The sequence below is a fragment of the Pseudomonas fluorescens group sp. genome (assembly GCF_020093335.1).
Taxonomy (GTDB): domain Bacteria; phylum Pseudomonadota; class Gammaproteobacteria; order Pseudomonadales; family Pseudomonadaceae; genus Aquipseudomonas; species Aquipseudomonas petroselini.
In genome coordinates, this window is record NZ_JAIOKW010000001.1 from 415,011 (window position 1) to 436,415 (window position 21,405).

Annotated in this window: 20 protein-coding genes and 2 pseudogenes; 12 read left to right on the forward strand and 10 right to left on the reverse strand. The window is 61.3% G+C overall.

Going from position 1 to position 21,405, the window contains the following annotated elements; translation table 11 throughout:
• Positions 1–37 precede the first annotated feature (37 nt).
• From fabG to K7431_RS02015, 9 genes are read right to left on the reverse strand one after another with little or no spacing between them, the layout of a single operon-like run.
• Positions 38–796, reverse strand: coding sequence for a 3-oxoacyl-ACP reductase FabG (fabG, locus tag K7431_RS01975; protein ID WP_102061468.1), 759 nt, complete (start codon positions 794–796; stop codon positions 38–40).
• Complete coding sequence (locus K7431_RS01980) at positions 793–2,238, reverse strand: FAD-binding oxidoreductase (protein WP_012724358.1); 1,446 nt, start codon at positions 2,236–2,238, stop codon at positions 793–795. Before K7431_RS01980 ends, fabG begins: the two co-directional genes overlap by 4 nt.
• Positions 2,235–3,104, reverse strand: coding sequence for a fumarylacetoacetate hydrolase family protein (locus K7431_RS01985; RefSeq protein WP_012724359.1), 870 nt, complete (start codon positions 3,102–3,104; stop codon positions 2,235–2,237). The genes K7431_RS01980 and K7431_RS01985 overlap by 4 nt, the downstream gene beginning before the upstream one ends.
• On the reverse strand, positions 3,092–3,523 hold the full coding sequence (locus K7431_RS01990; protein ID WP_012724360.1) for an acyl-CoA thioesterase: 432 nt from the start codon (positions 3,521–3,523) through the stop codon (positions 3,092–3,094). Before K7431_RS01990 ends, K7431_RS01985 begins: the two co-directional genes overlap by 13 nt.
• A gap of 46 nt (positions 3,524–3,569) precedes the next feature.
• On the reverse strand, positions 3,570–5,399 hold the full coding sequence (locus K7431_RS01995) for an acyl-CoA dehydrogenase family protein (RefSeq protein ID WP_012724361.1): 1,830 nt from the start codon (positions 5,397–5,399) through the stop codon (positions 3,570–3,572).
• A gap of 30 nt (positions 5,400–5,429) precedes the next feature.
• A complete protein-coding gene (locus K7431_RS02000; protein ID WP_043205371.1) occupies positions 5,430–6,647 on the reverse strand; it encodes a beta-ketoacyl-[acyl-carrier-protein] synthase family protein in 1,218 nt (405 codons plus the stop codon).
• On the reverse strand, positions 6,647–6,877 hold the full coding sequence (locus tag K7431_RS02005; protein ID WP_007936684.1) for an acyl carrier protein: 231 nt from the start codon (positions 6,875–6,877) through the stop codon (positions 6,647–6,649). Before K7431_RS02005 ends, K7431_RS02000 begins: the two co-directional genes overlap by 1 nt.
• Before the next feature lie 46 nt (positions 6,878–6,923).
• Positions 6,924–7,952 (reverse strand): beta-ketoacyl-ACP synthase III, encoded by a 1,029-nt coding sequence (locus K7431_RS02010; protein ID WP_012724364.1) that lies wholly within the window; start codon positions 7,950–7,952, stop codon positions 6,924–6,926.
• Between the two features lie 56 nt (positions 7,953–8,008).
• Entirely contained in the window at positions 8,009–8,902 is an 894-nt protein-coding gene (locus tag K7431_RS02015; protein ID WP_043205374.1) for a DMT family transporter, read from the reverse strand.
• A 153-nt stretch (positions 8,903–9,055) separates the two neighbouring features.
• On the opposite strand from K7431_RS02015, the gene K7431_RS02020 reads away from it, so the two are divergent.
• Positions 9,056–9,637: a helix-turn-helix domain-containing protein gene (locus tag K7431_RS02020; protein WP_012724366.1), complete on the forward strand. Its 582-nt coding sequence runs from the start codon at positions 9,056–9,058 to the stop codon at positions 9,635–9,637.
• Positions 9,638–9,913: 276 nt separating this feature from the next.
• Here K7431_RS02020 and K7431_RS02025 read toward each other — a convergent pair whose 3' ends face one another.
• On the reverse strand, positions 9,914–10,849 hold the full coding sequence (locus K7431_RS02025) for a helix-turn-helix domain-containing protein (RefSeq protein ID WP_012724367.1): 936 nt from the start codon (positions 10,847–10,849) through the stop codon (positions 9,914–9,916).
• A gap of 364 nt (positions 10,850–11,213) precedes the next feature.
• Between K7431_RS02025 and K7431_RS02030 the strand changes: the two genes are divergently transcribed.
• The 11 genes and pseudogenes from K7431_RS02030 (at position 11,214) to K7431_RS02080 (ending at position 21,381) form a co-directional block, all read left to right on the forward strand.
• Complete coding sequence (locus tag K7431_RS02030; protein WP_173390385.1) at positions 11,214–11,375, forward strand: hypothetical protein; 162 nt, start codon at positions 11,214–11,216, stop codon at positions 11,373–11,375.
• A 42-nt stretch (positions 11,376–11,417) separates the two neighbouring features.
• Complete coding sequence (gene oxdA, locus K7431_RS02035; RefSeq protein WP_012724369.1) at positions 11,418–12,476, forward strand: aliphatic aldoxime dehydratase; 1,059 nt, start codon at positions 11,418–11,420, stop codon at positions 12,474–12,476.
• Positions 12,477–12,559: 83 nt separating this feature from the next.
• The gene (locus tag K7431_RS02040; protein ID WP_043205375.1) at positions 12,560–13,426 is read left to right on the forward strand and encodes a transporter; all 867 of its coding nucleotides are present in this window, start codon (positions 12,560–12,562) and stop codon (positions 13,424–13,426) included.
• Between the two features lie 180 nt (positions 13,427–13,606).
• Positions 13,607–15,124 (forward strand): amidase, encoded by a 1,518-nt coding sequence (locus K7431_RS02045; RefSeq protein ID WP_012724371.1) that lies wholly within the window; start codon positions 13,607–13,609, stop codon positions 15,122–15,124.
• A 76-nt stretch (positions 15,125–15,200) separates the two neighbouring features.
• Positions 15,201–15,794, forward strand: a complete 594-nt coding sequence (gene nthA / locus K7431_RS02050) for a nitrile hydratase subunit alpha (RefSeq protein WP_012724372.1) — start codon at positions 15,201–15,203, stop codon at positions 15,792–15,794.
• A gap of 63 nt (positions 15,795–15,857) precedes the next feature.
• Positions 15,858–16,520, forward strand: coding sequence for a nitrile hydratase subunit beta (nthB, locus tag K7431_RS02055; protein ID WP_012724373.1), 663 nt, complete (start codon positions 15,858–15,860; stop codon positions 16,518–16,520).
• Entirely contained in the window at positions 16,517–17,773 is a 1,257-nt protein-coding gene (locus tag K7431_RS02060; RefSeq protein ID WP_012724374.1) for a GTP-binding protein, read from the forward strand. The genes nthB and K7431_RS02060 overlap by 4 nt, the downstream gene beginning before the upstream one ends.
• Before the next feature lie 393 nt (positions 17,774–18,166).
• Positions 18,167–18,790 (forward strand): annotated as a pseudogene (locus K7431_RS31020) (PAS domain-containing protein); the annotation flags it as partial.
• A gap of 27 nt (positions 18,791–18,817) precedes the next feature.
• A pseudogene (locus tag K7431_RS31025) lies at positions 18,818–19,075 on the forward strand (methyl-accepting chemotaxis protein); the annotation flags it as partial.
• A 78-nt stretch (positions 19,076–19,153) separates the two neighbouring features.
• Positions 19,154–20,794: an AMP-binding protein gene (locus tag K7431_RS02075; RefSeq protein WP_043205376.1), complete on the forward strand. Its 1,641-nt coding sequence runs from the start codon at positions 19,154–19,156 to the stop codon at positions 20,792–20,794.
• 11 nt (positions 20,795–20,805) lie between these two features.
• Positions 20,806–21,381 carry a TetR/AcrR family transcriptional regulator gene (locus K7431_RS02080; RefSeq protein ID WP_043205378.1) on the forward strand — a complete coding sequence of 192 codons (576 nt, stop codon included), beginning with the start codon at positions 20,806–20,808 and terminating at the stop codon, positions 21,379–21,381.
• Positions 21,382–21,405: the final 24 nt, after the last annotated feature.

The following is a 21,405-nucleotide window of genomic DNA, read 5'->3' on the forward strand; positions in this document are numbered from 1 at the left end:
GTCGGCATCCGGTTCCGGCGAGTGCTCAGCCGACCGCTCAGGTCACCAGGCCACCGTCCACCACCATGACCTGGCCGGTCACGTAGGCCGCGTCCTGCGACAACAGAAAAGCCACCACCTTGGCCACCTCTTGCGGGGCGCCGAAGCGACGCATGGGGATCCGGCTTTCCATTTCCGCCACCCGTCGCTCGTTAAGCTTGCGGGTCATATCGGTGTCGATAAACCCAGGGGCGACGACATTGAGACGTACGCCACGGGCAGCGAATTCAACTGCCATCGAGCGCGTCATACCGATCAAGCCCGCCTTGCTCGCGCAATAATTGGCCTGCCCAGGGACGCCGATCAGCCCGGAAATCGAGGCCATGTTGACCACCGCACCAAAGCCCTGCTCGACGAACAGCGGCAACACCGCCTTACAGGCATGAAACGCGCTGTCGAGGTTGCTGCCTATCACGCTGTGCCACTGTTCGGCGCTCATGGCCAACGCACTGCGGTCCTGGGTGATACCGGCGTTATTGACCAAGCCCTCCAGGGCACCAAAGTGCGCCACGCAACGCTTGACCGCCTGCTCGATGGCAGTGGCATCGCGCCCGTCGGCACGCACCGCCAGCACCCGGTCGGTGCCTAGGGACGCCGCCAGTTCTTCGGCCTGTTCCGCGTTATTGAGGTAGGTAAAACACACGTTCAAGCCCCGTGCCACGAGGTCTTCGACTACCGCGGCGCCCAGCCCGCGTGAACCGCCGGTTACCAGAACCGTACGCATTGAGCTAACAGCGCCGTTGGATGTATCGGTCATGGACGCGCCTCCCTGGCAGGTGTATCGAAGGAAAAAATCTTTCCGGGGTTGAGAATGTTGTCCGGATCCAGCGTGCGCTTGATCGCGCGCATCATCTCGACGGCGCCTGCGCCTGCCTGGTCGACCAGGTAGCCCTGTTTGTGCAGCCCGATACCATGTTCGCCGGTGCAGGTGCCCGCGAGCCGAATAGCCCGTGCCACCAGCCGATCGTTCAGTGACTCGGCCAATGCCCTTTGCTGAGGGTCGTCAGGATCAATCAAGTAGCCGAAATGGAAATTCCCGTCACCCACATGCCCTACCAGGAAATACGGCAGTCCTGTCGCATCGACTTCAGCGATGGATTCAAGCAGGCACTCGGCGAGGCGGCTGATCGGCACGCACGTATCGGTGCTGATTGCGCGGCAGCCGGGCTGCGACTGAATCGCGGCAAAATAGGCATGGTGCCGGGCCGTCCATAGCCGCCGACGCGCCTCGACGCTGGTCGCCCATTCAAACGCTTGGCCGCCCCACTCGCCAGCAATCTCTTGCACAGCCTGCGCTTGCTCACGCACACCCAGTTCGCTGCCATGGAACTCCATCAGCAGCATCGGCGTCTCGGGCAGTTCCAGTTTGCTGTGCACATTGACCATGCGCACGGTGTTGGCGTCGATCAGCTCGATTCGCGCCACGGCGATACCGGATTGAATGACCTGGATCGCCACGTTGACCGCCTGGTCGATGCTGTCGAACGAACATACGGCAGCGCAGATCGACTCCGGCACCGGGTGCAAGCGCAAGGTGATCTCGCTGATGATGCCCAATGTGCCTTCGCTGCCAACCATCAAATGGGTAAGGTCGTACCCGGCGCTGCTTTTTTTCGCGCGGGTGCCGGTACGGATGACATCGCCGCCGGCGGTGACCACTTGCAGGGCCAGCACATTCTCTTTCATCGTGCCGTAGCGTACGGCATTGGTCCCACTGGCACTTGTGGCGCACATGCCACCGATGGACGCATCAGCCCCAGGATCAATGGGAAAGAACAGACCGGTACTTTTCAAGGCTTCTTCAAGCTGGCGGCGGGTTACGCCCGGCTGCACGGTGACGCTCATGTCTTCGGTATGGATCGCCAGGATCTGGTTCATCTGGCTCAGGTCAAGGCTGATACCGCCCTGCACTGCCAAGAGATGACCCTCGACCGACGACCCCGCGCCGTAAGCGATCAGCGGCACGCGGTGAGCGGCCACCAGGCGTACGGTGTCAACAATGTCCTCGGTGCTGCGGGCAAACACCACGGCCTGGGGCAACGGCGCATCGACATAGGCCGACTCGTCGCGGCCATGCTGCTCACGTATGGCCGTCGCGGTCGAACAGCGCTCATCGAAACGCGCAGCGAGCGCCTCGATCAGCTCGGCCGGCGCTTCACGCAGTACCTGAGGGGTAAAGGCCTGGGCGAGTTGGGTCATGTCACTTCCTTATAAAATGCGCGGCATACTTGACGCTGCGCGCCCAGGCCAACCACTTCGGCCTCGACCACATCGCCGTCGCGTAGAAACGGCTGGTCTGGTCGTCCCAAGGCCATGCCGCCCGGGCTTCCGGTGAGGATCACGTCACCAGGGTGCAGCGTCATGAAGCGGCTGAGGTAATGAATCAGATGAGGTACGTCGAAGATCATGTCCTCGCTGCTGTCACGCTGCATGACCTCGCCATTGACCCGGCAGATCAGTTCCAGCGCCTGGGGCGACGGCACCTCATCAGCCGTCACCAGGTACGGTCCCAGCGGGGCAAACCCATCGAATGATTTGCCCTTGATCCATTGCCCGCCCCGTTCCAATAACCAACTGCGTTCGGACAGGTCATTGGCGGTGCAGTAACCAAGGATGCAGGCGGCCGCGTCAGCGGGCGTGGCGAGGTACTGAGCGCGACGCCCGATGACCACGCCCAACTCCACTTCCCAGTCGGTCTTGTCGCCGTCGACTGGCAGCACCAGGTCATCAAACGGGCCTCCCAACGCATGCACCGATTTGCTCGACACAATCGGCTCTTCCGGCACAGCCATCCCGGCCTCCCGCGCATGCCGGTGGTAGTTCAGCCCGATCGACAGGATCTGCCCCGGCCGTAAGGCCGGGCCAATACGCTCGTGCTCGATATGAACCTGGGGCAGTTGGGCCCATTCCAGCGTGAAGCGCCGTGACAACGTCTCCATTGCCGCTACGGCCAGCGCTGCCCCAGTCCAGTCATTGACCCACTCACTGAGGTCGCGCACCGAACCATCGACGCCGACTGCGCAGGGCCGCTCGCACCCCGGTGCACCGACCCTCAGCAGGCGCATGACAGCGCCTTGCGTGGGTTGAGGAAGCGTTCGAAAAACGCCGTTTCCTCATCGCTCATGGTGCGCGGATAGCGGCCTTCGTAATTGAAGGGTGCCATGGTGGTCGATGCCAGGGCGCACAACGTGTCGCCGTCGCGCACTTCATACTCGATCGTTACGGCGGCGGCACGAACGTCCGAGACCCACATATGGATGGCCACGGGTTCGTGGCGGTGGACCAGCGGGCGCTTGTACTCGATCGCATGCCTGACCACCACGGAGCCGCCGCTGAAGAAGGCATCGCCCTGCTCCGCGCCCAGGCGCCAGATAAAGTCCACCCGCGCTTCTTCGAGCAAGCGCAGGAACGAAACATTGTTGACCACCCCATATACGTCCATATCGGACCAGCGGACGGGGCATTGATAAATATGTACGGACATGGAAGTCTCCGCAGTGGCCGAAGGGGCAACGCGTGCGCTGGCGGTATTAGTCGACATTCGCGTGCACCTGCTTGCAGAACGCTTGGATATAGTCACCTTCTGCGATGGGCGCACGCAGTAGCTCAGGCGACAGGGCAAAGCCGTCGATCAGGGTCGACACGCAAGGGCGCAGGGCTACGCACTGCTGGTCGATCCTCCCTGGCAGCGACAGGGCCTGGCCGGCGTCGATAAGCTCATGAGCCAGAAACCACGCTGCGTCACGCTGCAGCAGGTTCAGGCCATAAAGCGATGCCAGGCCATTGAGCGCCGCCTTGGCCTCGTCCTGTTGCGCATGCAGCGCGGCACTCCAGAGTTGCTCCAGGGCCAAACGTTCACCACGCAGACGTGCAAGCTCAAGGCCGGGGTTCATGGCGTCGTTCCACACCTCGAAATAGCCGCGCTCGTCAGCGTTCATCTCCTCGCGAACCGTCAGCCACAGCTGGTACTCGCGAAAGGCGATAGCAGCGATCAACCACTCCGGCTCGGCCAGACGCCGCGCACGTGCTGGCCGCAGCGGCAACGGACCTTGCCAGGCCTGGGCGAGCAGTTGGCCGGCTACGGTCGCAAGCAGTACCAGGTTGTCACCTTCGGCCGTTACCAAACCTTGCAGCAGGGAACCGTAATCGGCGATGCGGTTAACGCTGAAAATGCCTTGTGCTCCACATCGCTCGCGGCACTCGGCGATAACGGCGGAGGCATCCCAAGTCGCCAGTGCCTTGGTGATGTTGATCAGGCTGACGACATCGGCAGCCGGCTCAGCTGTATTAGCCAGGAAACGTGCCTTGGCTTCGTTGAGCAGCAGCGTCATCGCATAGGTGCTGGCCAGTGCCGAGAACATCGCACGCTGGTAGCTGCGGTATTCGATGACCGGCATGTCGTTGGTCCCCGGGGCGTTGGTCAGCCGTTGCTGTCCATAGCGCAACGCGATGTACAGGCTCGCGCGACTTGCGCCCTGGGCGGCGCTGGCCACGCACAGGCGGCCTGGCACGATCCGCGACATGGCGCGCAGAAAGCGCGACCGGGCATTGCCTGCGCCGAGCACGAAGCTGCCATCTTCAGCGAAATGGCCCATGTCGCCGTGCAGCAGGCTGCTACGGGGCACACGCACGTTGTCGAACCAGGTCAGGCCGTTGTCCAGCCCTTGCACCGGTTTCTCCGGGCACAAGGCCGCGCGGATACCGGGGCATAGGCCTGCCTCAGTGGACAGCCTGATCAGGAACGGAAATACGCCGTGATCCTTGCCTTCGATTTTCAAGCGCGCCATCACGGTCGCGACTTTGGGGATATCGCCGAACCCACTATAGGACATGTACTTTTGCGCACCGGCACTCGGCGTGTTGAGCGTGAAGGTCTGGCTATGGCGGTCATACACCGCCTCGGTCTGCAACGCCGCGACGTTATTCCCAAAACCCAGTTCAGTCGCCATATAGGGGCCGAACGAGGTCAGTTCGTCCAGCGCCTCGGTGAGCCCGGCGATGTCCGGACGGCCCTGGGCATGATCGAATACCGTGCCCAGGCACAGGTTGTAGTGGACCATCAGCAGCGAGAAGCTGGCGACGTCCAACAGGCTTGGCCATTCCGCCAAGGCAAACAGCCGACGCGGGTTAGCCAGAATCTGCAGCGGGCGTTCGAGCGCCGCGTGCACATGGCGGCTGCGGGCATAGGCCAGCCGTCCGGCTTGCTCCATGTTCAGGCCCGGCTGCGGGTCGAAGATCGGGTCGAGCAGCACCTCGCGGATGCTCTGGTGATGGCTCTCGAATGTGCCGGCGAACAGCAGGTCGCGCAGTTCGTCGCGCGCCAAGGGGGCGACAGTTCCCGGGTTGCTTGGATGAGTCATGACATGTCCTGTGCAGTGAGCAGCGAGGTCTCAGGCGGCGAACACCAATGAGACATTCTGGCCGCCAAATCCGAACGAATTGGAAAGCGCCACCTTGATCGGCTGCGCACGCGCCTGGCCGTGCACCAGGTCAACCGTTATCTGCGGATCGGGGTTGCGCAAGTTGGCCGTCGGCGGCAGCAGCCCGTGTTCAAGCGCGAGCAAGGTGTAGGCCGCCTCGATGGCACCGGCAGCGCCCAGCAGATGCCCGGTGACGCCTTTGGTCGAACTGACCGGCATGCGTGCACCAAACAACTCGGCGATGGCACGCGACTCAATCACGTCGTTGCCCGGCGTCGACGTGCCGTGGGCATTGACGTAATCCACTGCGTCAGCCTCGATACCGGCATCGCGCAACGCCGCCTGCATCGCCAGGCGGGCACCGAGCCCCTGGGGATGGGGCGTGGTGACGTGGTGAGCATCTGCCGATGCGCCATACCCAAGCAGACGCCCGTGGCTGCGTGCACCTCGGGCGCGGGCATGCGCCTCGGACTCAAGCACGAACATCCCCGCGCCCTCACCGATGACGAAGCCGTCACGCGCGACATCGAACGGGCGCGATGCGCCGCCGGCATCGGTGTTGCGCGACAACGCCCGCATCTTGGCAAACGCGGAAACATACAAAGGGGTGATCGGTGCTTCCGCACCACCAGCCACCACGATATCGCAGAGCCCTCGGTTGATCAGGTCCTTGGCCATGCCCAGTGCGGAGGCCCCTGACGCACAGGCCGAACAGGGGGCCAGGCATGGACCGCGTGCGCCCAGCTCAATGGCAACCTGCCCGGCGGCCATGTTCAACAGCCCCATGGGCAGGGTCAGCGAGGACACATCGTCAGGCCCCTCAGCAATCAGCACTGCGTGCTGCTGCTCCAGGGTGGCGGTGCCCCCAGCCCCGGAACCGATGATCACCGCCACACGGCTCTCATCTTTCCAACTGCCGGCCTTGAGACCGGCATCCTCCAGAGCCTGGCGCGCTGCCAGCAAGGCGAACTGCGCATAACGGTCCCACTGCCAGGGGCTCTTGACGCCCAGCAAGGCGCTGTCAAAACCGGGTACACGGCACGATATCTCCACCGGCATCGCTTTGAGGGTCTTGTCCGGCGTGGCCGTGGCTTCACCTGCCACCACCCGCCGCCAGTTCGCCTCGATACCGATGCCGGCGGGCGTGACCAGGCCGATACCGGTCACAACCACCGCTTCGGCGACCATCACGCTTTACCGTTGGCCAGTGCCAGAACGTCACCGACAGTGGCGACCTCCGACAGCTGCGCATCGCTGATCTGCACACCCAGTTTCTTTCTCAGCAACTGGGCCAGGTCGACCTGCGACAGCGAGTCGAAACCCAGGTCTTCAAGGGAGGCATCAGGGACGATACGGCTTTCTTCGATGTTGAAACGCGCGGCAATGGCTTGGGCGATAGCTTCGTTACTTACGGTCATCACATGACTCCTGTTGTGTGGAACTGTAGGTTGGGAAAAGTCTGAATCAGTCCTGCCACTCGCTGTTGCGGGTAGTCAGTTGCGGCCAGCGCAGTACGGTCGAGCCCCACGAGAGGCCCGCGCCGAATGCACTCACCAACACACGTTGGCCGGCCTTGAGGTCGCCGCGCAGGGCCAGGTCGTTGAGAAGCAGCGGGATGGAGGCTGTCAGGGTGTTGCCCAGCCGCTGGATATTCACCGCCACCTTATCTGCGGGAAGGCCAAGCTCGAATGCCACGGATTGCAGGATGCGCACATTGGCTTGGTGACCGACGAACCAGTCGACCTGGTCCAGCGACCAGTGGGAGCGGTCCAGCACGCTCTGGGCCGATGTGGACATGCGTGCAACGGCCTGCTCATAGACCGCGCGACCGTCCATGTGCAGATAGAACTCACCCGGCGCTACCGCTTCATGGCCCAGCCCGGCGCTGGCCGAACGTTGTCGCGAGCCGCCGGCTGGGATGGCCAGCAGGTCCGAATGGGCACCGTCGCTGCCGAGGTCGAAGCACCCGAGCGCGCCGGCCTCGTCCACCTCGCCACGGCGCAGCACCACGGCACCGGCACCGTCACCGAAGATCGGTCGGGTGGCGCGGTCTTGCGGGTTGACGAAGGTGGTAAAGGCTTCAGCGCCGATCAGCAGGACACTGTCGGCGATGCCCGCGGCAATCAGTCCGGAAGCAGTGGCCAGCCCATACACGAAGCCGCTGCAGGCAGAGGTGATGTCATAGGCGGCGATGTCGCCCAGGCCCAGTACCGACGCCACTTCTGGCGCCACCGCCGGGCAGATGCGCTCCGGCGAGGTGGTCGCAACCACCACCGCCTGCACCGCCCGCCCCTCTGCCGAGGCGAGCGCACGGGCGCCGGCCTTGATGGCCAGGTCAAGCATGCTCAACCCATCACTGACCATTCGACGCTCACGAATGCCCGTGCGCGATTCTATCCATTCGGGCGTGGTATCCAGCCCGCTGGAAATTTGCTGATTGTCAATTATCTTAGGCGGAAGGCAGCCTCCCAGGCCACACAAGATCACAGTCACGATCAACTCCCTTGATTTAACGATGGTTCAGATGGTGTGTGGTGTTGGGCCCAGCCCTAGGTCACTTCCTGACGCGGGGCACGGCCCAGCGACCAACCAAAATTCATGCCCGCCGCCGCCAGCAGGATCGCGCTCGCGCCAAGCACTTGCAGGGCACTGAGCGGATGGGCGAAGGCAATCCAATCGACCAGGATGGCGACGATCGGATAGATGAACGACAGTGCGCCGACCAGCGCCGTGGGGATTTTCTGGATGGCGCTATACAGCAGGGTCGACATGAGCCCGGTATGGACCACGCCGATAATGATCAAGTATGTCCAGGCGCCCTCGACCGTATCGACGCTGCTGAAATCCACGAACGGCGCCAGGACCAGCACACCTACCACCATCTGGATCAGCACGATCAGGTGCGCGGGCAGGCCCTTGAGGCGCTTGGTGATCGCCGCCGCCACGGCGTAGAAAAAGGCCGAAGCCAGGGCCAGGCAGACGCCAAGCACATAGTCGGCGCCGGGGGCCTGCCCACTACCCTTGGCGGACACGATCAGCATCAGCCCGGCGAAGGCCAACAGCAGCCAGCCAACCTTGGCGGCGCTGAGGCGCTCAGCGAAAAACAGCACACCCAGACCGACTAGCATGAACGGCTGAACGTGGTAGACCACCGTGGCGATGGCGATAGAGGAATGTTTGTAGGCACTGAACAGCAGCACCCAGTTGAGAATCAGCGCCACCCCGCCCAGGCACACCAGAATGAACTGCCGGGCGGTGATCAGCGAGCGACGCAGCACCCCAAGCACCAGGCATGCGACCAGCATCGCCATGGCGCCGAATACGCAACGCCAAAACACCACGGCCTCCGGGCTCTGCCCCGACATGATGACAAACCAGCCCACCGTGCCGGAGATCACCATGGCCGAAATCATTTCGAGCGTCCCACGGGTTTGCGACTTCATCACTCACTGCTTCCTTGCCGTCGACATTGCCGTAACCTAAGCCGTCGTTCGCGGGGGGGCTCGGCAAATCAAACTTTATAATGAACTAATGACCGATATACTGAACAAGGCGCCTGAGAGCGTCAACCCTTTTAAGGATGATTTAAAAAACAAATGACCGACATAGCGAACACTCTATTGAAAAACAACCCGAGCCGAATCGATCTGCTGGCGCTTTCAATCAAGCGCGAACGCTTGGCCGCTGGGCTTTCCTTGACCGAATTGGCGAAACGCGCCGGTGTGGCGAAGTCGACGTTGTCTCAGTTGGAGTCGGGAATCGGTAACCCCAGCATCGAAACCCTATGGTCGCTGGCGATGGCAATGGGCTTGCAAGTCACCCGGTTCTTCGAACAACCCCAGCAGCCGTTGCGGGTGATTCGCGCCAACGAGGGCATGACCACCTATGCCGAGACTGCCAATTACGCAGCGACACTGCTTGCCGATTGCCAGGCGGGAGTACAGCGCGACATCTACCGGCTCAAGGTGCAGCCCGGCGAAGTTCGACTGTCTCAGCCTCACCCACCGGGAACCGTAGAGCACGTAGTGCTGTGCAGCGGCAGCGCCCATATTGGCCCGGCGACTGGGCCTGTATTGCTGAATGCCGGCGACTACATCAGCTACCTGGCGAATGTGCCTCACGTGTTCGAAGCACTTGAGGCGGACACTACTGCAGTGATGGTGATAGAGCATTCCTGAGGTAGGTGCCATGGACACGCCAAATGCTAAATTTTGCCAGCACTCGCCCTTTCCGTTCGCTCGTGTACCACGAGCGACTTGGGGGTAAACGTGGGGGCATATCTGAGGGCATGCTTTGGATGGTTTAAAAAGGATACCCCCCGTCCAAGCTCCCACACTTCCCTTCACGAAAAACATGCGTCGATGCCATTAAAAAAGCAGAGCGACCTTCAGGGCAATTCGGCATGCCCATCGGCGTGAGGCCCCCTCTCTCATCGATTTGGCACCCCGGCAATTTCAATTGCGGCGTAACAGCGTATTCGGCGCCACACCAAATGCCTTGCGAAACGCATGGCTGAAATGGGAGAAGTCAGAAAACCCGAAGTCCAGCGCCGCCTCGGACACGCTGCGTACCTGGCCGCGTTCAATCGCTTCTCGACTGGCATTCAGGCGCTCTTTCCAAATCTCTGCAACGGGGGTTTTCTGGTAGCGTGCGAAGGCCCGCGTAACGGTGCGGGTGGACACATTGTGGGCTTTGGCGATGGCTTCAATCGACAGGTCCGGCTCAGTCAAGTGCCGTTGGATGTACTGCATGATGCGGCCGTAGAGGTCCATCTCCTGATGGCTTGTTTTCAGGTCCTGGAGTTCCAGGCTGATCACAAGCAGATCAAGCAAAGCACTTGAGTAACGATTCGAGATGCGCTCGTCCTGCAGCGATGCCGGCGCGCTCGCGGCCTGATGCAGCATTTCGCGTAAAGGAACGACACCAGGACGCCGGTCGTCGAGGACCATCGCGGTGTACTCGGCAATACGCGGCAGGCGCTCGGTGAGCAACGCTCTCGGAATACGGATCAAGTGGTTTTCGGTACCACCCAGGCTGAAGCGAAACGCCTGAGTTGCGTCATAAAGAAACAAATTGCCGGTTGCCAGGCTGGCTTTTCTTGAGCCTTGTTCTATTTGCCCATGGCCATTTCGAGCGAAACCCAACCATAAATCTTCGGCCGGACCGCTGCGCAGGTGCTGCTCGGAACGCTCCCAGTAGTGCAGCGGCGAAGACAGCGAACAGATGTCCAGCTCGCCGACGGTATTGACGGTGAGCGAGCCATCAAAGCTGCTCTGGGACAAGGGTTTGCTATCGGCGGCCAGGCAATGGCGACAGACCACTTCTTTCCAATAATCAAACCGACGGGGTGCCGGAACAGCAAGGGTCGAATACTGAGTGCTTGGGTTCATGACACTGACCTCGACAACGATGCAAGAGGCGCTCGCGAAGGTGTAACGTGCGGCCAATTTTCAGGCATGAAAAGCAATTAACAGGCCAAGCGCAGTGGCAGGCCTGCTTGAGCGCGCTGCCACGTGGTTTCCATCGCGATTGTCGGCGGCCTTCGCGGGCTGTCGCCCGATGCCGCCATCACCCTTTAAGGGCATGGCACGTCACCCGGTCGGTGCACGCGCACCAGCGCGGATCACGGGTAAACCTCAGCTCCAGCCTTGTCTTTTCCAACCAAATGGTTGTCTCGCCGAACAAAGCGCCCCCTCCTCGCCCAGCCTAATTTCCACCTCACAGCAGCTCATTCATCCGCTGATGAGGCACGCCATGCATCGACACAACTCACAACGATTGGCTGATTCCTCCTGGCTTCTGCAGCGGCGCGACCTTGCGCCTGAAGAGTCGGCTTATTGGTTGATTGAATGGAGTGCCATGCAGCTGCTGCACCGACGGCAGATCGCCAAGCGCGACCAGCCACCGACGCGCTAACGCCCAACCGTAGGCCTGAACGAAAATAACGAGGAGCTCAAGATGGAATCTGCAATCGACACACATCTCAAATGCCCGCGCACCCTGTCCCGCCGTGTACCGGACGAGTATCAACCGCCGTTCCCTATGTGGGTCGCACGCGCTGACGAGCAACTGGAACAAGTGGTGATGGCCTATCTGGGCGTGCAATATCGCGGCGACGCCCAGCGCGAGCCTGCATTGCAGGCGATGCGTCACATCGTCGGCAGTTTCAGCCTGGCCGATGGCCCGCAGACTTATGATTTGACCCACCACACCGACAGCAGCGGCTTTGATAATTTGATTGTGGTCGGGTACTGGAAAGACCCGGCCGCCCACTGTCGCTGGTTGCGGTCACCCCAAGTGAATGACTGGTGGAGTTCGCCGGATCGGCTCGGTGAAGGCCTTGGTTATTTCCGCGAAATCACCGCGCCGCGCACCGAGCAGTTCGAGACGCTGTACGCCTTCCAGGAGAACCTGCCCGGTGTCGGCGCAGTAATGGATACGACCAGTGGAGAGATCGAAGAGCACGGTTACTGGGGTTCGATGCGCGACCGTTTCCCGATCTCCCAGACGGATTGGATGAAGCCCACGAGCGAGCTGCAAGTGATCGCGGGTGACCCGGCCCAGGGCGGACGGGTCCTGGTCCTGGGGCATGACAACCTCACACTGATTCGTTCCGGCCAGGACTGGGCGGATGCCGAGGCAGAGGAGCGCTCGCTCTACCTCGACGAAATCTTGCCGACGTTGCAGGACGGCATGGACTTCCTGCGTGACAACGGCCAGCCATTGGGCTGCTACAGCAACAGGTTCGTGCGCAATATCGACCTGGACGGCAACTTTCTCGACCTGAGCTACAACATCGGTCACTGGCGCTCGGTGGAGAAACTCGAACGCTGGGCTGAATCTCACCCGACTCACCTGCGTATTTTCGTGACGTTTTTCCGCGTGGCCGCGGGTTTGAAGAAGTTAAGGCTGTACCACGAAGTGTCCGTGTCGGACGCCAAGAGCCAGGTCTTCGAGTACATCAGCTGTCACCCGCAGACCGGCATGTTGCGCGACGCGCTGCCGCCAACCACCTGAGCGCCATCTGCGTTTACCTCCCCCCCTTCTGCCGCCTTGCCACCCTCCTCGGGTGGCCGGTCTCCCTGTGCGAGGAATAAATGATGAATAAGATCCGCCTGCTGACGCTCTCTACGCTGTTGCCCGCGCTTCACGCCAACGCCGGTGAAGTAGCGCCCGGCGATTACGAGCAATACCCGGTCGGCGCTACGATCGGGGCGATTTATTACCAGCACGCCACCACGGACTCGGCTTATGCCAACGGCCACAAGGTCAGCTCTGACTTCAAGGTGAGCTCTGACATCGGCATCCTGCGGCTACTGCATGTCTACGCACTCTCCGACACCGTCACCATCGACCCGCAATTTCTTTTGCCTTTCGGACACGTCTCCAGCGCAGGTGACGCCTCAGCCCTGGGCAGCACTCGCGGCGTTGGCGACTTGATCCTCACGGCGCCGGTCAAATGGCGGTTTAACGAAGCCCGCGACACCCTCAGTATCGCCCCCTACCTGTATGTGCCGACGGGTACGTATGACAAGGACGACGCGCTCAATCTCGGCGAGAACCGCTGGAAATTCGAACTGCAGACTGCGTACGTCAAACACTTCACAGAAAAATGGGCGATGGACCTGGTCGGCGGTGCCACCTGGTATGGCGACAACACAGACTACGGTGCCAATGCCGACCGTATGAAGCAGGACGTTTCCTACGCAGCGCAGATCATGGGGCGTTACATGCCAGACGCCAGCACCGCGTTTGGTATCGGCTTCGGGCGCACCTGGGGAGGTGAGACGAACATTGAGCACGTCAATCAGGATAACGAGCTTGGCACCACCAACTTCCGTCTCACCGCCACCAAATTCGTCACCCCCCAAGACCAGATCCAACTGCAATTGGGCAAGGACCTCTCGGTGGACAGCGGCACCAAGGAAGACTTCCGCATGAACCTGCGTTATGCGCGCATTTTTTAACGCAAGGGTCTTCGACCGCGTGCCCTTTGCGCCTTTGCACAGCGGTGTCCGGCTCAGCCAAGTCGATGTCTTTCTCAACCAAGCCTGCGACTTGAGGCGCGGACTATCTTGAGCGCCAGGCCCACTGATATTGATGAGCAGCAGTGCTCTTCGGCCACTTACGATAAGGACAGCCCAACCATGCCAATTGTGCGCCCCACCCTTGAACAGCTATTGGATGTATCGAGCCGCCTGCACATGCAGATCAGTGCGGAGCAAGCCCACGAATACCTGGCGCTTATGCAGTCAAGCTTCGATGCTTATGACCTGATTGACGAGCTGCCTGACCTCATTCCGCCGGTGCGTTACGAACGCAGTTCGGGCTATCGCCCCTCGGCTGCACACAACCCGCTCAATGCCTGGTACTTCCGCACGGAAGTCAGCGGTGCCCGCGAAGGCAAGTTGGCGAATAAAACCGTCGCACTGAAGGACAATATTTCACTCGCGGGCGTCCCCATGATGAATGGTGCAAAGCCCCTTGAAGGCTTCGTTCCATCATTTGATGCCACCGTTGTCTCCCGCTTGCTGGATGCCGGCGCAACCATCCTCGGCAAGGCAACCTGCGAGCATTACTGCCTGTCCGGGGGGAGTCACACCTCCGATCCGGCGCCGGTGCACAACCCCTATCGCCACGGATTTTCCTCGGGTGGGTCGTCTTCCGGCAGCGCCGCACTGGTTGCCGCGGGCGAGGTTGACCTGGCAGTCGGCGGTGACCAAGGAGGGTCGATCCGGATTCCTTCCGCATTCTGCGGCACTTACGGGATGAAGCCGACTCACGGACTGGTGCCTTACACCGGGATCATGGCCATCGAGGCGACTATCGATCATGCCGGCCCCATCACGGCAAACGTACGCGACAACGCCTTGATGCTGGAGGTCATGGCGGGAGCGGATGGGCTCGATCCGCGACAAGCCGCGCCCCAGGTCGACACGTACAGCGATTACCTGGAGCGCGGTGTGAGCGGGCTGAGGATCGGAGTGCTGCGCGAAGGCTTTGAACTGGCCAACCAGGACCCGCGTGTTGCCTCGTCTGTGCGCAATGCCATCGACGCATTTGCACGGCTGGGTGCGCAGGTCGAAGAGGTGTCAGTGCCTGAGCACAAGATTGCCGGTGCGCTGTGGCACCCCATCGGCTGTGAAGGCCTGACGATGCAGATGATGCACGGCAATGGGGCCGGCTTTAACTGGCAAGGGCTGTATGACCTCGGGTTGCTGGACAAGCAAGCCGGATGGCGCGACCAGGCGAATGACCTGTCCGCGTCTCTCAAGCTGTGCATGTTCGTCGGGCAATACGGTTTGGAGCGCTACAACGGTCGTTTCTACGCCAAGGCACAAAACCTCAGGCGCCTGGCACGCTCCGGCTATGACGCCGCATTGGCGCGCTATGACCTGCTGGTGATGCCTACCGTGCCGATCATTGCCCAGCCCCATCCGGAGCCCGGTTGCTCGGTCACCGAGTACGTGGCCCGAGCGCTGGAAATGATCGGCAATGCCTCCGCACAGGACATCACTGGCCATCCGGCCATGTCGATTCCCTGTGGCCTGGTAGACGGTTTACCTGTCGGGCTGATGCTGGTGGGCAAACACTATGCCGAAGGCACGATTTACCAGGCTGCCGCGGCATTCGAGGCATCGGTTGACTGGAAAAACAGTCAGTAGCCGGTGCGTCCCCTTGCAGCGCAAGAGAATAAGCCGCCGTGCGCTGCCTAGAAGCTCAACGATGAGGAACCAACTGATGACCACACCTGAAAATAAAACATCAACCCCGGGTGAGCGAGCACAGGCATTACTGCACGTGCTCAAACAAAAGGACCTGATCCCCGACGGTTACATCGAGCACATGACACAGCTGATGGCACACGAATGGAGCCCGCAGAACGGTGCTCGGGTGGTGGCCAAGGCATGGGTGGACCCGCAGTTCCGCGAGCTGCTGCTCAAGGACGGTACCGCTGCGTGCGCCCAATTTGGCTATACCGGCCCGCAGGGTGAATACATTGTTGCGCTGGAAGACACGCCCAGTGTGAAAAACGTGATCGTGTGCAGCCTGTGCTCCTGCACCAATTGGCCCGTCCTGGGCTTGCCGCCGGAGTGGTACAAGGGCTTCGAGTTCCGCGCTCGACTGGTTCGCGAAGGGCGCACCGTGCTGCGTGAACTGGGCACGGAGCTGCCGGATGGGGTCACCATCAAAGTGTGGGACACCAGCGCCGAAAGCCGCTACCTGGTGCTGCCTCTGCGGCCAAAGGGGAGCGAATCCATGGATGAAGAGGCACTTCGAAAATTGATTACCAAGGATGTCCTTATTGGCGTGGCGCTACCGTACGTCGCCTAATCAGGGTGCTTTGTTTCTTTCAATTTTCATTCTCTATTCATTCGCTATTAAGAGGTATCCACGATGGATGGCTTTCACGATCTCGGCGGTTTCCAAGGCTTTGGCAAAGTCCCTCACACCGTCAACAGCCTGAGCTACCAACCTGTGTTCAAGCAGGACTGGGAGCACCTGGCGTACAGCTTGATGTTTATCGGTGCCGATCACTTGAAGAAGTTCAGCGTGGATGAAGTGCGCCACGCCGTCGAACGCCTGGACGTGCGCCAGCATGTCGGCACCCAGTACTACGAACGCTATGTCATCGCCACCGCCACCCTGCTGGTCGAAACCGGCGTCATCACCCAGGCGGAGCTCGATCAGGCCCTGGGTGCTCACTTCAAGCTGGCGAACCCCGCGCATGCGCAGGGTCGCCCGGCGATCACTGGCCGACCGCCTTTTGAAGTCGGCGACCGAGTTGTCGTGCGTGACGAGTATGTGGCCGGGCATGTCCGCATGCCGGCCTATGTGCGCGGCAAGGAAGGCGTGGTCCTGCACCGAACTTCAGAAAAATGGCCGTTCCCGGACGCCATAGGTCATGGCGACTTGAGCGCTGCGCATCAGCCAACCTACCACGTCGAGTTTCGCGTCAAAGACCTGTGGGGGGATGCAGCCGACGACGGCTTTGTGGTGGTCGACCTGTTCGAAAGCTACTTGGACAAGGCCTCCAGCGCGCAAGCGGTGAACCTATGATTGACGGCGCCCAGGCGGGCCGACTGCCGGTGACCGTGCTTTCTGGCTTCCTCGGCGCCGGCAAAACCACCCTGCTCAATCATATCTTGCGCAATCGCGACGGCCTGAAAGTGGCAGTCATCGTCAACGACATGAGCGACGTCAACATCGATGCTGAAGAGGTACAGCGCGACGTGGCGCTGCACCGTGGTCGAGATGAATTGATCGAGATGAGCAATGGCTGTATCTGTTGCACGCTGCGCGCCGATTTGCTCGAGCAGATCAGTGCCCTGGCACGCCAGCAACGTTTTGACTACCTGCTCATCGAGTCCACGGGCATTTCCGAGCCGATGCCGGTTGCCGAGACGTTTGCATTCCTTGACGCAGAAGGCTTCAGCCTCAGCGAACTGGCGCGGCTCGATACCTTGGTGACGGTGGTCGATGGCAGTCGTTTTCAGGCGTTGCTCGACGCGCCAGACATCGTGGCCCGCGACGACGCCCAAGCGGACGCACCCAAACGCCATCTGGCAGACCTGCTGATTGAGCAGGTGGAGTACGCCAACGTCATTCTCGTCAACAAACTGGACCTGATCGACGAGCCCGGTTACCAGGCCGTGCACGCGATCCTCACCGGCCTTAACCCGACCGCGCGGATCATGCCGATGACACACGGCAACGTTGAGCTATCAGGCATTCTCGGTACTCATCTGTTTGATTTACCCAGCCTGGCTGCATCACCCGGCTGGATGAAAAAAATGCAGGCCGATGACACACCGGCCTCCGAGTCGGACACCTATGGCGTGACGTCATGGGTGTACCGCGAGCGTGCCCCCTTTCACCCACAGCGATTATTCGATTTTCTGCAGCGCCCCTGGTGCAACGGGCGCCTGTTGCGCAGCAAGGGTTACTTCTGGCTCGCCAGCAGGCACCTGGAAACCGGCCTGCTGGTGCACAGCGGCAGGCAGTTCCAGTGGGACTATGTCGGGCACTGGTGGAACTTCATCGAGCCGTCGCAATGGCCGCGGGATGAATATCGGTTGCGAAGCATCATGACCAAGTGGGACAGCATTGTCGGCGATTGCCGGCAGGAGTTGGTCTTTATCGGCCAGGATATGGATACCCACGTGTTACAGCGCGCCCTCGACGACTGCTTGCTGAGTGCCCAGGAAATCGCCGCCGGCCCATCCGCCTGGCAAACGCTGCCGGGCGCGAACGTCTTTGACGCCCAGGCCTTATCGGCCCCAATGCAATCCTTGCAGGCTGTTCCCATTTGACCGAGGTAGAGGTGCCCTATGCTCTTTTTCCGCCGCACCACACACCGGGTATTGGCGCAGCTCGCCGACCGGCTGGACCAGCCTGGGCAGGCGAGCACGCCATTGTCGTCGAACAACCGGTCAGTGCACCGCATCCTGGCAAGCGTCGAACACCTGCTGCAAGAGCGGCAAGCCGTTAAGGAGCAGGCCAGCGCACTGACGTTTCGCGTCAGCCAACTGGAAGAGCACCTGGCCGGCCGTGACAAGCTGTTGCAGCAATGGGAGGCGCGCTGGGCACTGATCATACAGGGCGCAGATGAGCTGTTCTGGGAACTGGAGCTGGATGGAACCGCTGCACCTGGGCCGGAATGTGCGATGACGTGGACGGGGCCTGCGTCGAATCCGGCCCAGGCGATGGATCAGCTCGGCGCGTGGAGTGAACAGTTGCACCCGGATGACCGGCAAGCGCATCTGGCAGCGCTCGCCAGGCACCTTGCCGATCGTAGCGGGCGGACGGCATTTGCGCTCGAGGTGCGCATGAAGCCTGCACCCGGCGATGACTATCGCTGGTGCAGCATCAGCGGTGCCTCGCGGCGCGATGCGCAAGGCGCAGCGCTCTGCATCGCGGGGACCGTGCGTGACATTCATGCACAGTACCTGCACAACGAGGCGCTCGAACTGGCGGCCACACGTTTCGATATTTCCCGGGAGATGCTGCATGACGGGCTCTGGGACATCGAGGTGGTGGCAGGCGACCCGGCGAACCCAAAAAATACCATTTGGTGGTCTTCGCAAATGCGCCGACTGCTGGGATGCAACACGGTTGAGGAGTTCCCCAACACCCTGGAAAGCTGGACCTCGCGCTTGCATCCCGACGATAGCGCAAGGGCCATCGGCGCATTCGTCGCCCATGTGGACGACCGCAGCGGCAAGACACCGTTCGATGTGGATTATCGACTCAAGCACAAAAACGGCACTTACCGCTGGTTTCGCGGCCGCGGGCAAACGCGCCGCGCGCAGGACGGCTCTGCGCAACGGGTGGTGGGTGCCATCACCGACATACATGCCCACCATGAAGAAAGCACGATGCGCGAGGCCCAGGCGCAACAACATCGGGTGATGCAGGAAACCCTCACCAAGCTGACGCAGATTGTTGCCACCATCCAGGGCATTGCCAGCCAGACCAACCTGCTGGCGTTGAATGCCGCCATTGAGGCGGCGCGAGCAGGCGAAGCCGGTCGCGGGTTTGCCGTGGTCGCCGATGAAGTGCGCAAGCTCGCCACGCGAACCAGCCAGGCGACCCAGCAAGCGGCCGAGATGATGGACAACTAGCCACATCCCTGCGCCTGCGCGGCGTGCGTGGGCACAGGGCAAATTCCAACAATAATAATCAGGTACGTTATGCGCGATTACGACTCAGCGGTGTCAACGTTCGACTATCTACAACTGGCGGCTCAAGACTTGCACGGCGAACCGGAAGCCTTGAACGCCTGCATCGAGTGCTGCGACCGGCACGCTCATGGCAATGCCGTGGCGTTGTACTGCGAAACGCGGGATGGCCGCGCCACGCGCTATACGTTCAGCGAATTGCAGGTGCACGCTGCGCGCTTCGCAAACTTCCTGCGAGCGCAAGGGGTACAGCCGGGAGATCGTGTCGCCGGACTGCTGCCACGCACAGTTGAACTGGTGATTACTGTCCTCGGGACCTGGCGCATCGGCGCGGTCTACCAACCGCTCTTTACCGCATTCGGGCCCAAGGCGATCGAGCAGCGATTGGCGTGCTCCGGGGCACGCTGGATCGTGACCGATTCCCACAATCGTCCCAAGCTGGATGACATCCCCGACTGCCCTCGCGTCATTGTGGCCGACGGCCCCCCACAGCACCCGAACGATGACGGTTTCTGGGACGCCCTCGGCCGTCAACACGCCGACTGCACGCCTGAGCTGCTGGACGCCAGTGCGCCTTTCCTGCTCATGTGTACCTCGGGCACTACAGGACCTGCCAAGCCGCTTGAGGTGCCTTTGAGCGCCATTCTGGCCTTCAAAAGTTATATGCGCGATTCAATCGACCTGCGCGAAGACGACCATTTCTGGAACCTCGCCGACCCCGGCTGGGCCTATGGCTTGTATTACGCAGTCACCGGGCCACTGGCGTGCGGCCGGGCCACGCTGTTCCATGACGGGCCTTTCACCGTGGAAAGCACCTGCCGGATTATCGCCAAGTATGCGATCAGCAACCTGGCCGGCTCGCCCACGGCCTATCGCCTGCTGATTGCTGCCGGGGCCGAGTTCGCCGACGCCGTGCGTGGTCAACTGCGTATCGTCAGCAGCGCCGGCGAACCGCTCAACCCGCAAGTCATCCGTTGGTTCGCCGAACAGCTCGGCGTGGTCATTCACGACCATTACGGCCAGACCGAAATCGGCATGGTGCTGTGCAATCACCATGGGCTACGCCATCCGGTACGTGAGGGTTCTGCCGGTTACGCGGTGCCGGGGTACCGGATTGTCGTGCTGGATGATGCGTATCAGGAATTACCGACGGGTCAGCCGGGCGTACTGGCGGTGGACCGCGAGCGCTCGCCCCTGTGCTGGTTCAATGGCTACTTGCATATGCCCACCAAGGCTTTTGTCGACCGTTACTACTTGAGCGGCGATATCGTGGAGCTCAATGCGGACGGCAGTATCAGCTTTGTAGGCCGTAACGACGATGTGATCACCACATCCGGCTACCGCGTGGGGCCTTTCGATGTCGAGAGTGCGCTGATCGAACATCCGGCAGTCGTCGAAGCCGCGGTGATCGGCAAGCCCGACCCGCAACGCACCGAGTTGATCAAGGCGTTTGTGGTGCTGAACCGTCAGTACCTGCCCAGTGCGGAGTTGGCGGAAGTCTTGCGCCTGCATGTCAAACAGCGCTTGGCTGCGCATGCGTACCCCCGGGAAATCGAGTTCGTCGAACAACTGCCCAAGACCCCGAGTGGCAAGGTGCAGCGGTTCATTCTGCGCAACCAGGAAATTGCCAAACAGCAGGCACTCGACACATGACTCACGGGCGTATGGCCCCCGCGCTGAGCCGCTCGGAGTTTCAGCGCAGAGCCCTGGAGCTGTTCAAGGAACGTAGTTTCAGCCAGGTCAGCATGCGCGAATTGGCGGCGCATGTTGGCATCAGCCCGGGGGCGATTTATCACCATGTCGAGAGCAAGGAAGCCATGCTGTTTGAATGGCTGACAGAGCTGTATCAGGCTCTGTTGTCGCACGTCGACCTGCTCAAGGCCCGAAGATTGACGCCCGCGCAACGCCTGACAAAACTGATCGAAGGCCATCTTAAATTGCATGAACAGATGACCGGGCACTTCAAGTTAGCGGTGATGGATGCCAATTGCCTGGGCGCCCCGATGCAGGCACGCATTGAGCGATTGAGGCTAGCCTATGAGTCAGAATTCATGAAATTGGTCGGCCAACTGGGCCATCCGCCCGGCGGGCCGTTGCGCGAGGGTGCGCTTACTGCGATTTTGCCCCTGCTGAACAGCCTACCCACCTGGCTGAGCCCGACGGTTGACAAGGGGCAACGTCGGCTTATTACAAAGACCATCGCCGATGCGGTCATTCACGCCATAAACGCCCTGCCTTGAGTGCCCCTACCCAGCGCTGGATGT

Excerpts from the sequence above, each read along its gene's own strand:
- K7431_RS02045 (WP_012724371.1), top strand. The coding sequence starts at position 13,607 with ATGCCAATTGTGCGCCCCACCCTTGAACAGCTATTGGATGTATCGAGC.
- K7431_RS01995 (WP_012724361.1), bottom strand. The coding sequence starts at position 5,399 with ATGACTCATCCAAGCAACCCGGGAACTGTCGCCCCCTTGGCGCGCGAC.
- K7431_RS02030 (WP_173390385.1), top strand. The coding sequence starts at position 11,214 with ATGCATCGACACAACTCACAACGATTGGCTGATTCCTCCTGGCTTCTG.
- K7431_RS01990 (WP_012724360.1), bottom strand. The coding sequence starts at position 3,523 with ATGTCCGTACATATTTATCAATGCCCCGTCCGCTGGTCCGATATGGAC.
- K7431_RS01980 (WP_012724358.1), bottom strand. The coding sequence starts at position 2,238 with ATGACCCAACTCGCCCAGGCCTTTACCCCTCAGGTACTGCGTGAAGCG.
- nthB (WP_012724373.1), top strand. The coding sequence starts at position 15,858 with ATGGATGGCTTTCACGATCTCGGCGGTTTCCAAGGCTTTGGCAAAGTC.
- K7431_RS01985 (WP_012724359.1), bottom strand. The coding sequence starts at position 3,104 with ATGCGCCTGCTGAGGGTCGGTGCACCGGGGTGCGAGCGGCCCTGCGCA.
- oxdA (WP_012724369.1), top strand. The coding sequence starts at position 11,418 with ATGGAATCTGCAATCGACACACATCTCAAATGCCCGCGCACCCTGTCC.
- nthA (WP_012724372.1), top strand. The coding sequence starts at position 15,201 with ATGACCACACCTGAAAATAAAACATCAACCCCGGGTGAGCGAGCACAG.
- K7431_RS02020 (WP_012724366.1), top strand. The coding sequence starts at position 9,056 with ATGACCGACATAGCGAACACTCTATTGAAAAACAACCCGAGCCGAATC.
- K7431_RS02080 (WP_043205378.1), top strand. The coding sequence starts at position 20,806 with ATGGCCCCCGCGCTGAGCCGCTCGGAGTTTCAGCGCAGAGCCCTGGAG.
- K7431_RS02015 (WP_043205374.1), bottom strand. The coding sequence starts at position 8,902 with ATGAAGTCGCAAACCCGTGGGACGCTCGAAATGATTTCGGCCATGGTG.
- K7431_RS02025 (WP_012724367.1), bottom strand. The coding sequence starts at position 10,849 with ATGAACCCAAGCACTCAGTATTCGACCCTTGCTGTTCCGGCACCCCGT.
- fabG (WP_102061468.1), bottom strand. The coding sequence starts at position 796 with ATGACCGATACATCCAACGGCGCTGTTAGCTCAATGCGTACGGTTCTG.
- K7431_RS02075 (WP_043205376.1), top strand. The coding sequence starts at position 19,154 with ATGCGCGATTACGACTCAGCGGTGTCAACGTTCGACTATCTACAACTG.
- K7431_RS02000 (WP_043205371.1), bottom strand. The coding sequence starts at position 6,647 with ATGGTCGCCGAAGCGGTGGTTGTGACCGGTATCGGCCTGGTCACGCCC.
- K7431_RS02005 (WP_007936684.1), bottom strand. The coding sequence starts at position 6,877 with ATGACCGTAAGTAACGAAGCTATCGCCCAAGCCATTGCCGCGCGTTTC.
- K7431_RS02060 (WP_012724374.1), top strand. The coding sequence starts at position 16,517 with ATGATTGACGGCGCCCAGGCGGGCCGACTGCCGGTGACCGTGCTTTCT.
- K7431_RS02040 (WP_043205375.1), top strand. The coding sequence starts at position 12,560 with ATGAATAAGATCCGCCTGCTGACGCTCTCTACGCTGTTGCCCGCGCTT.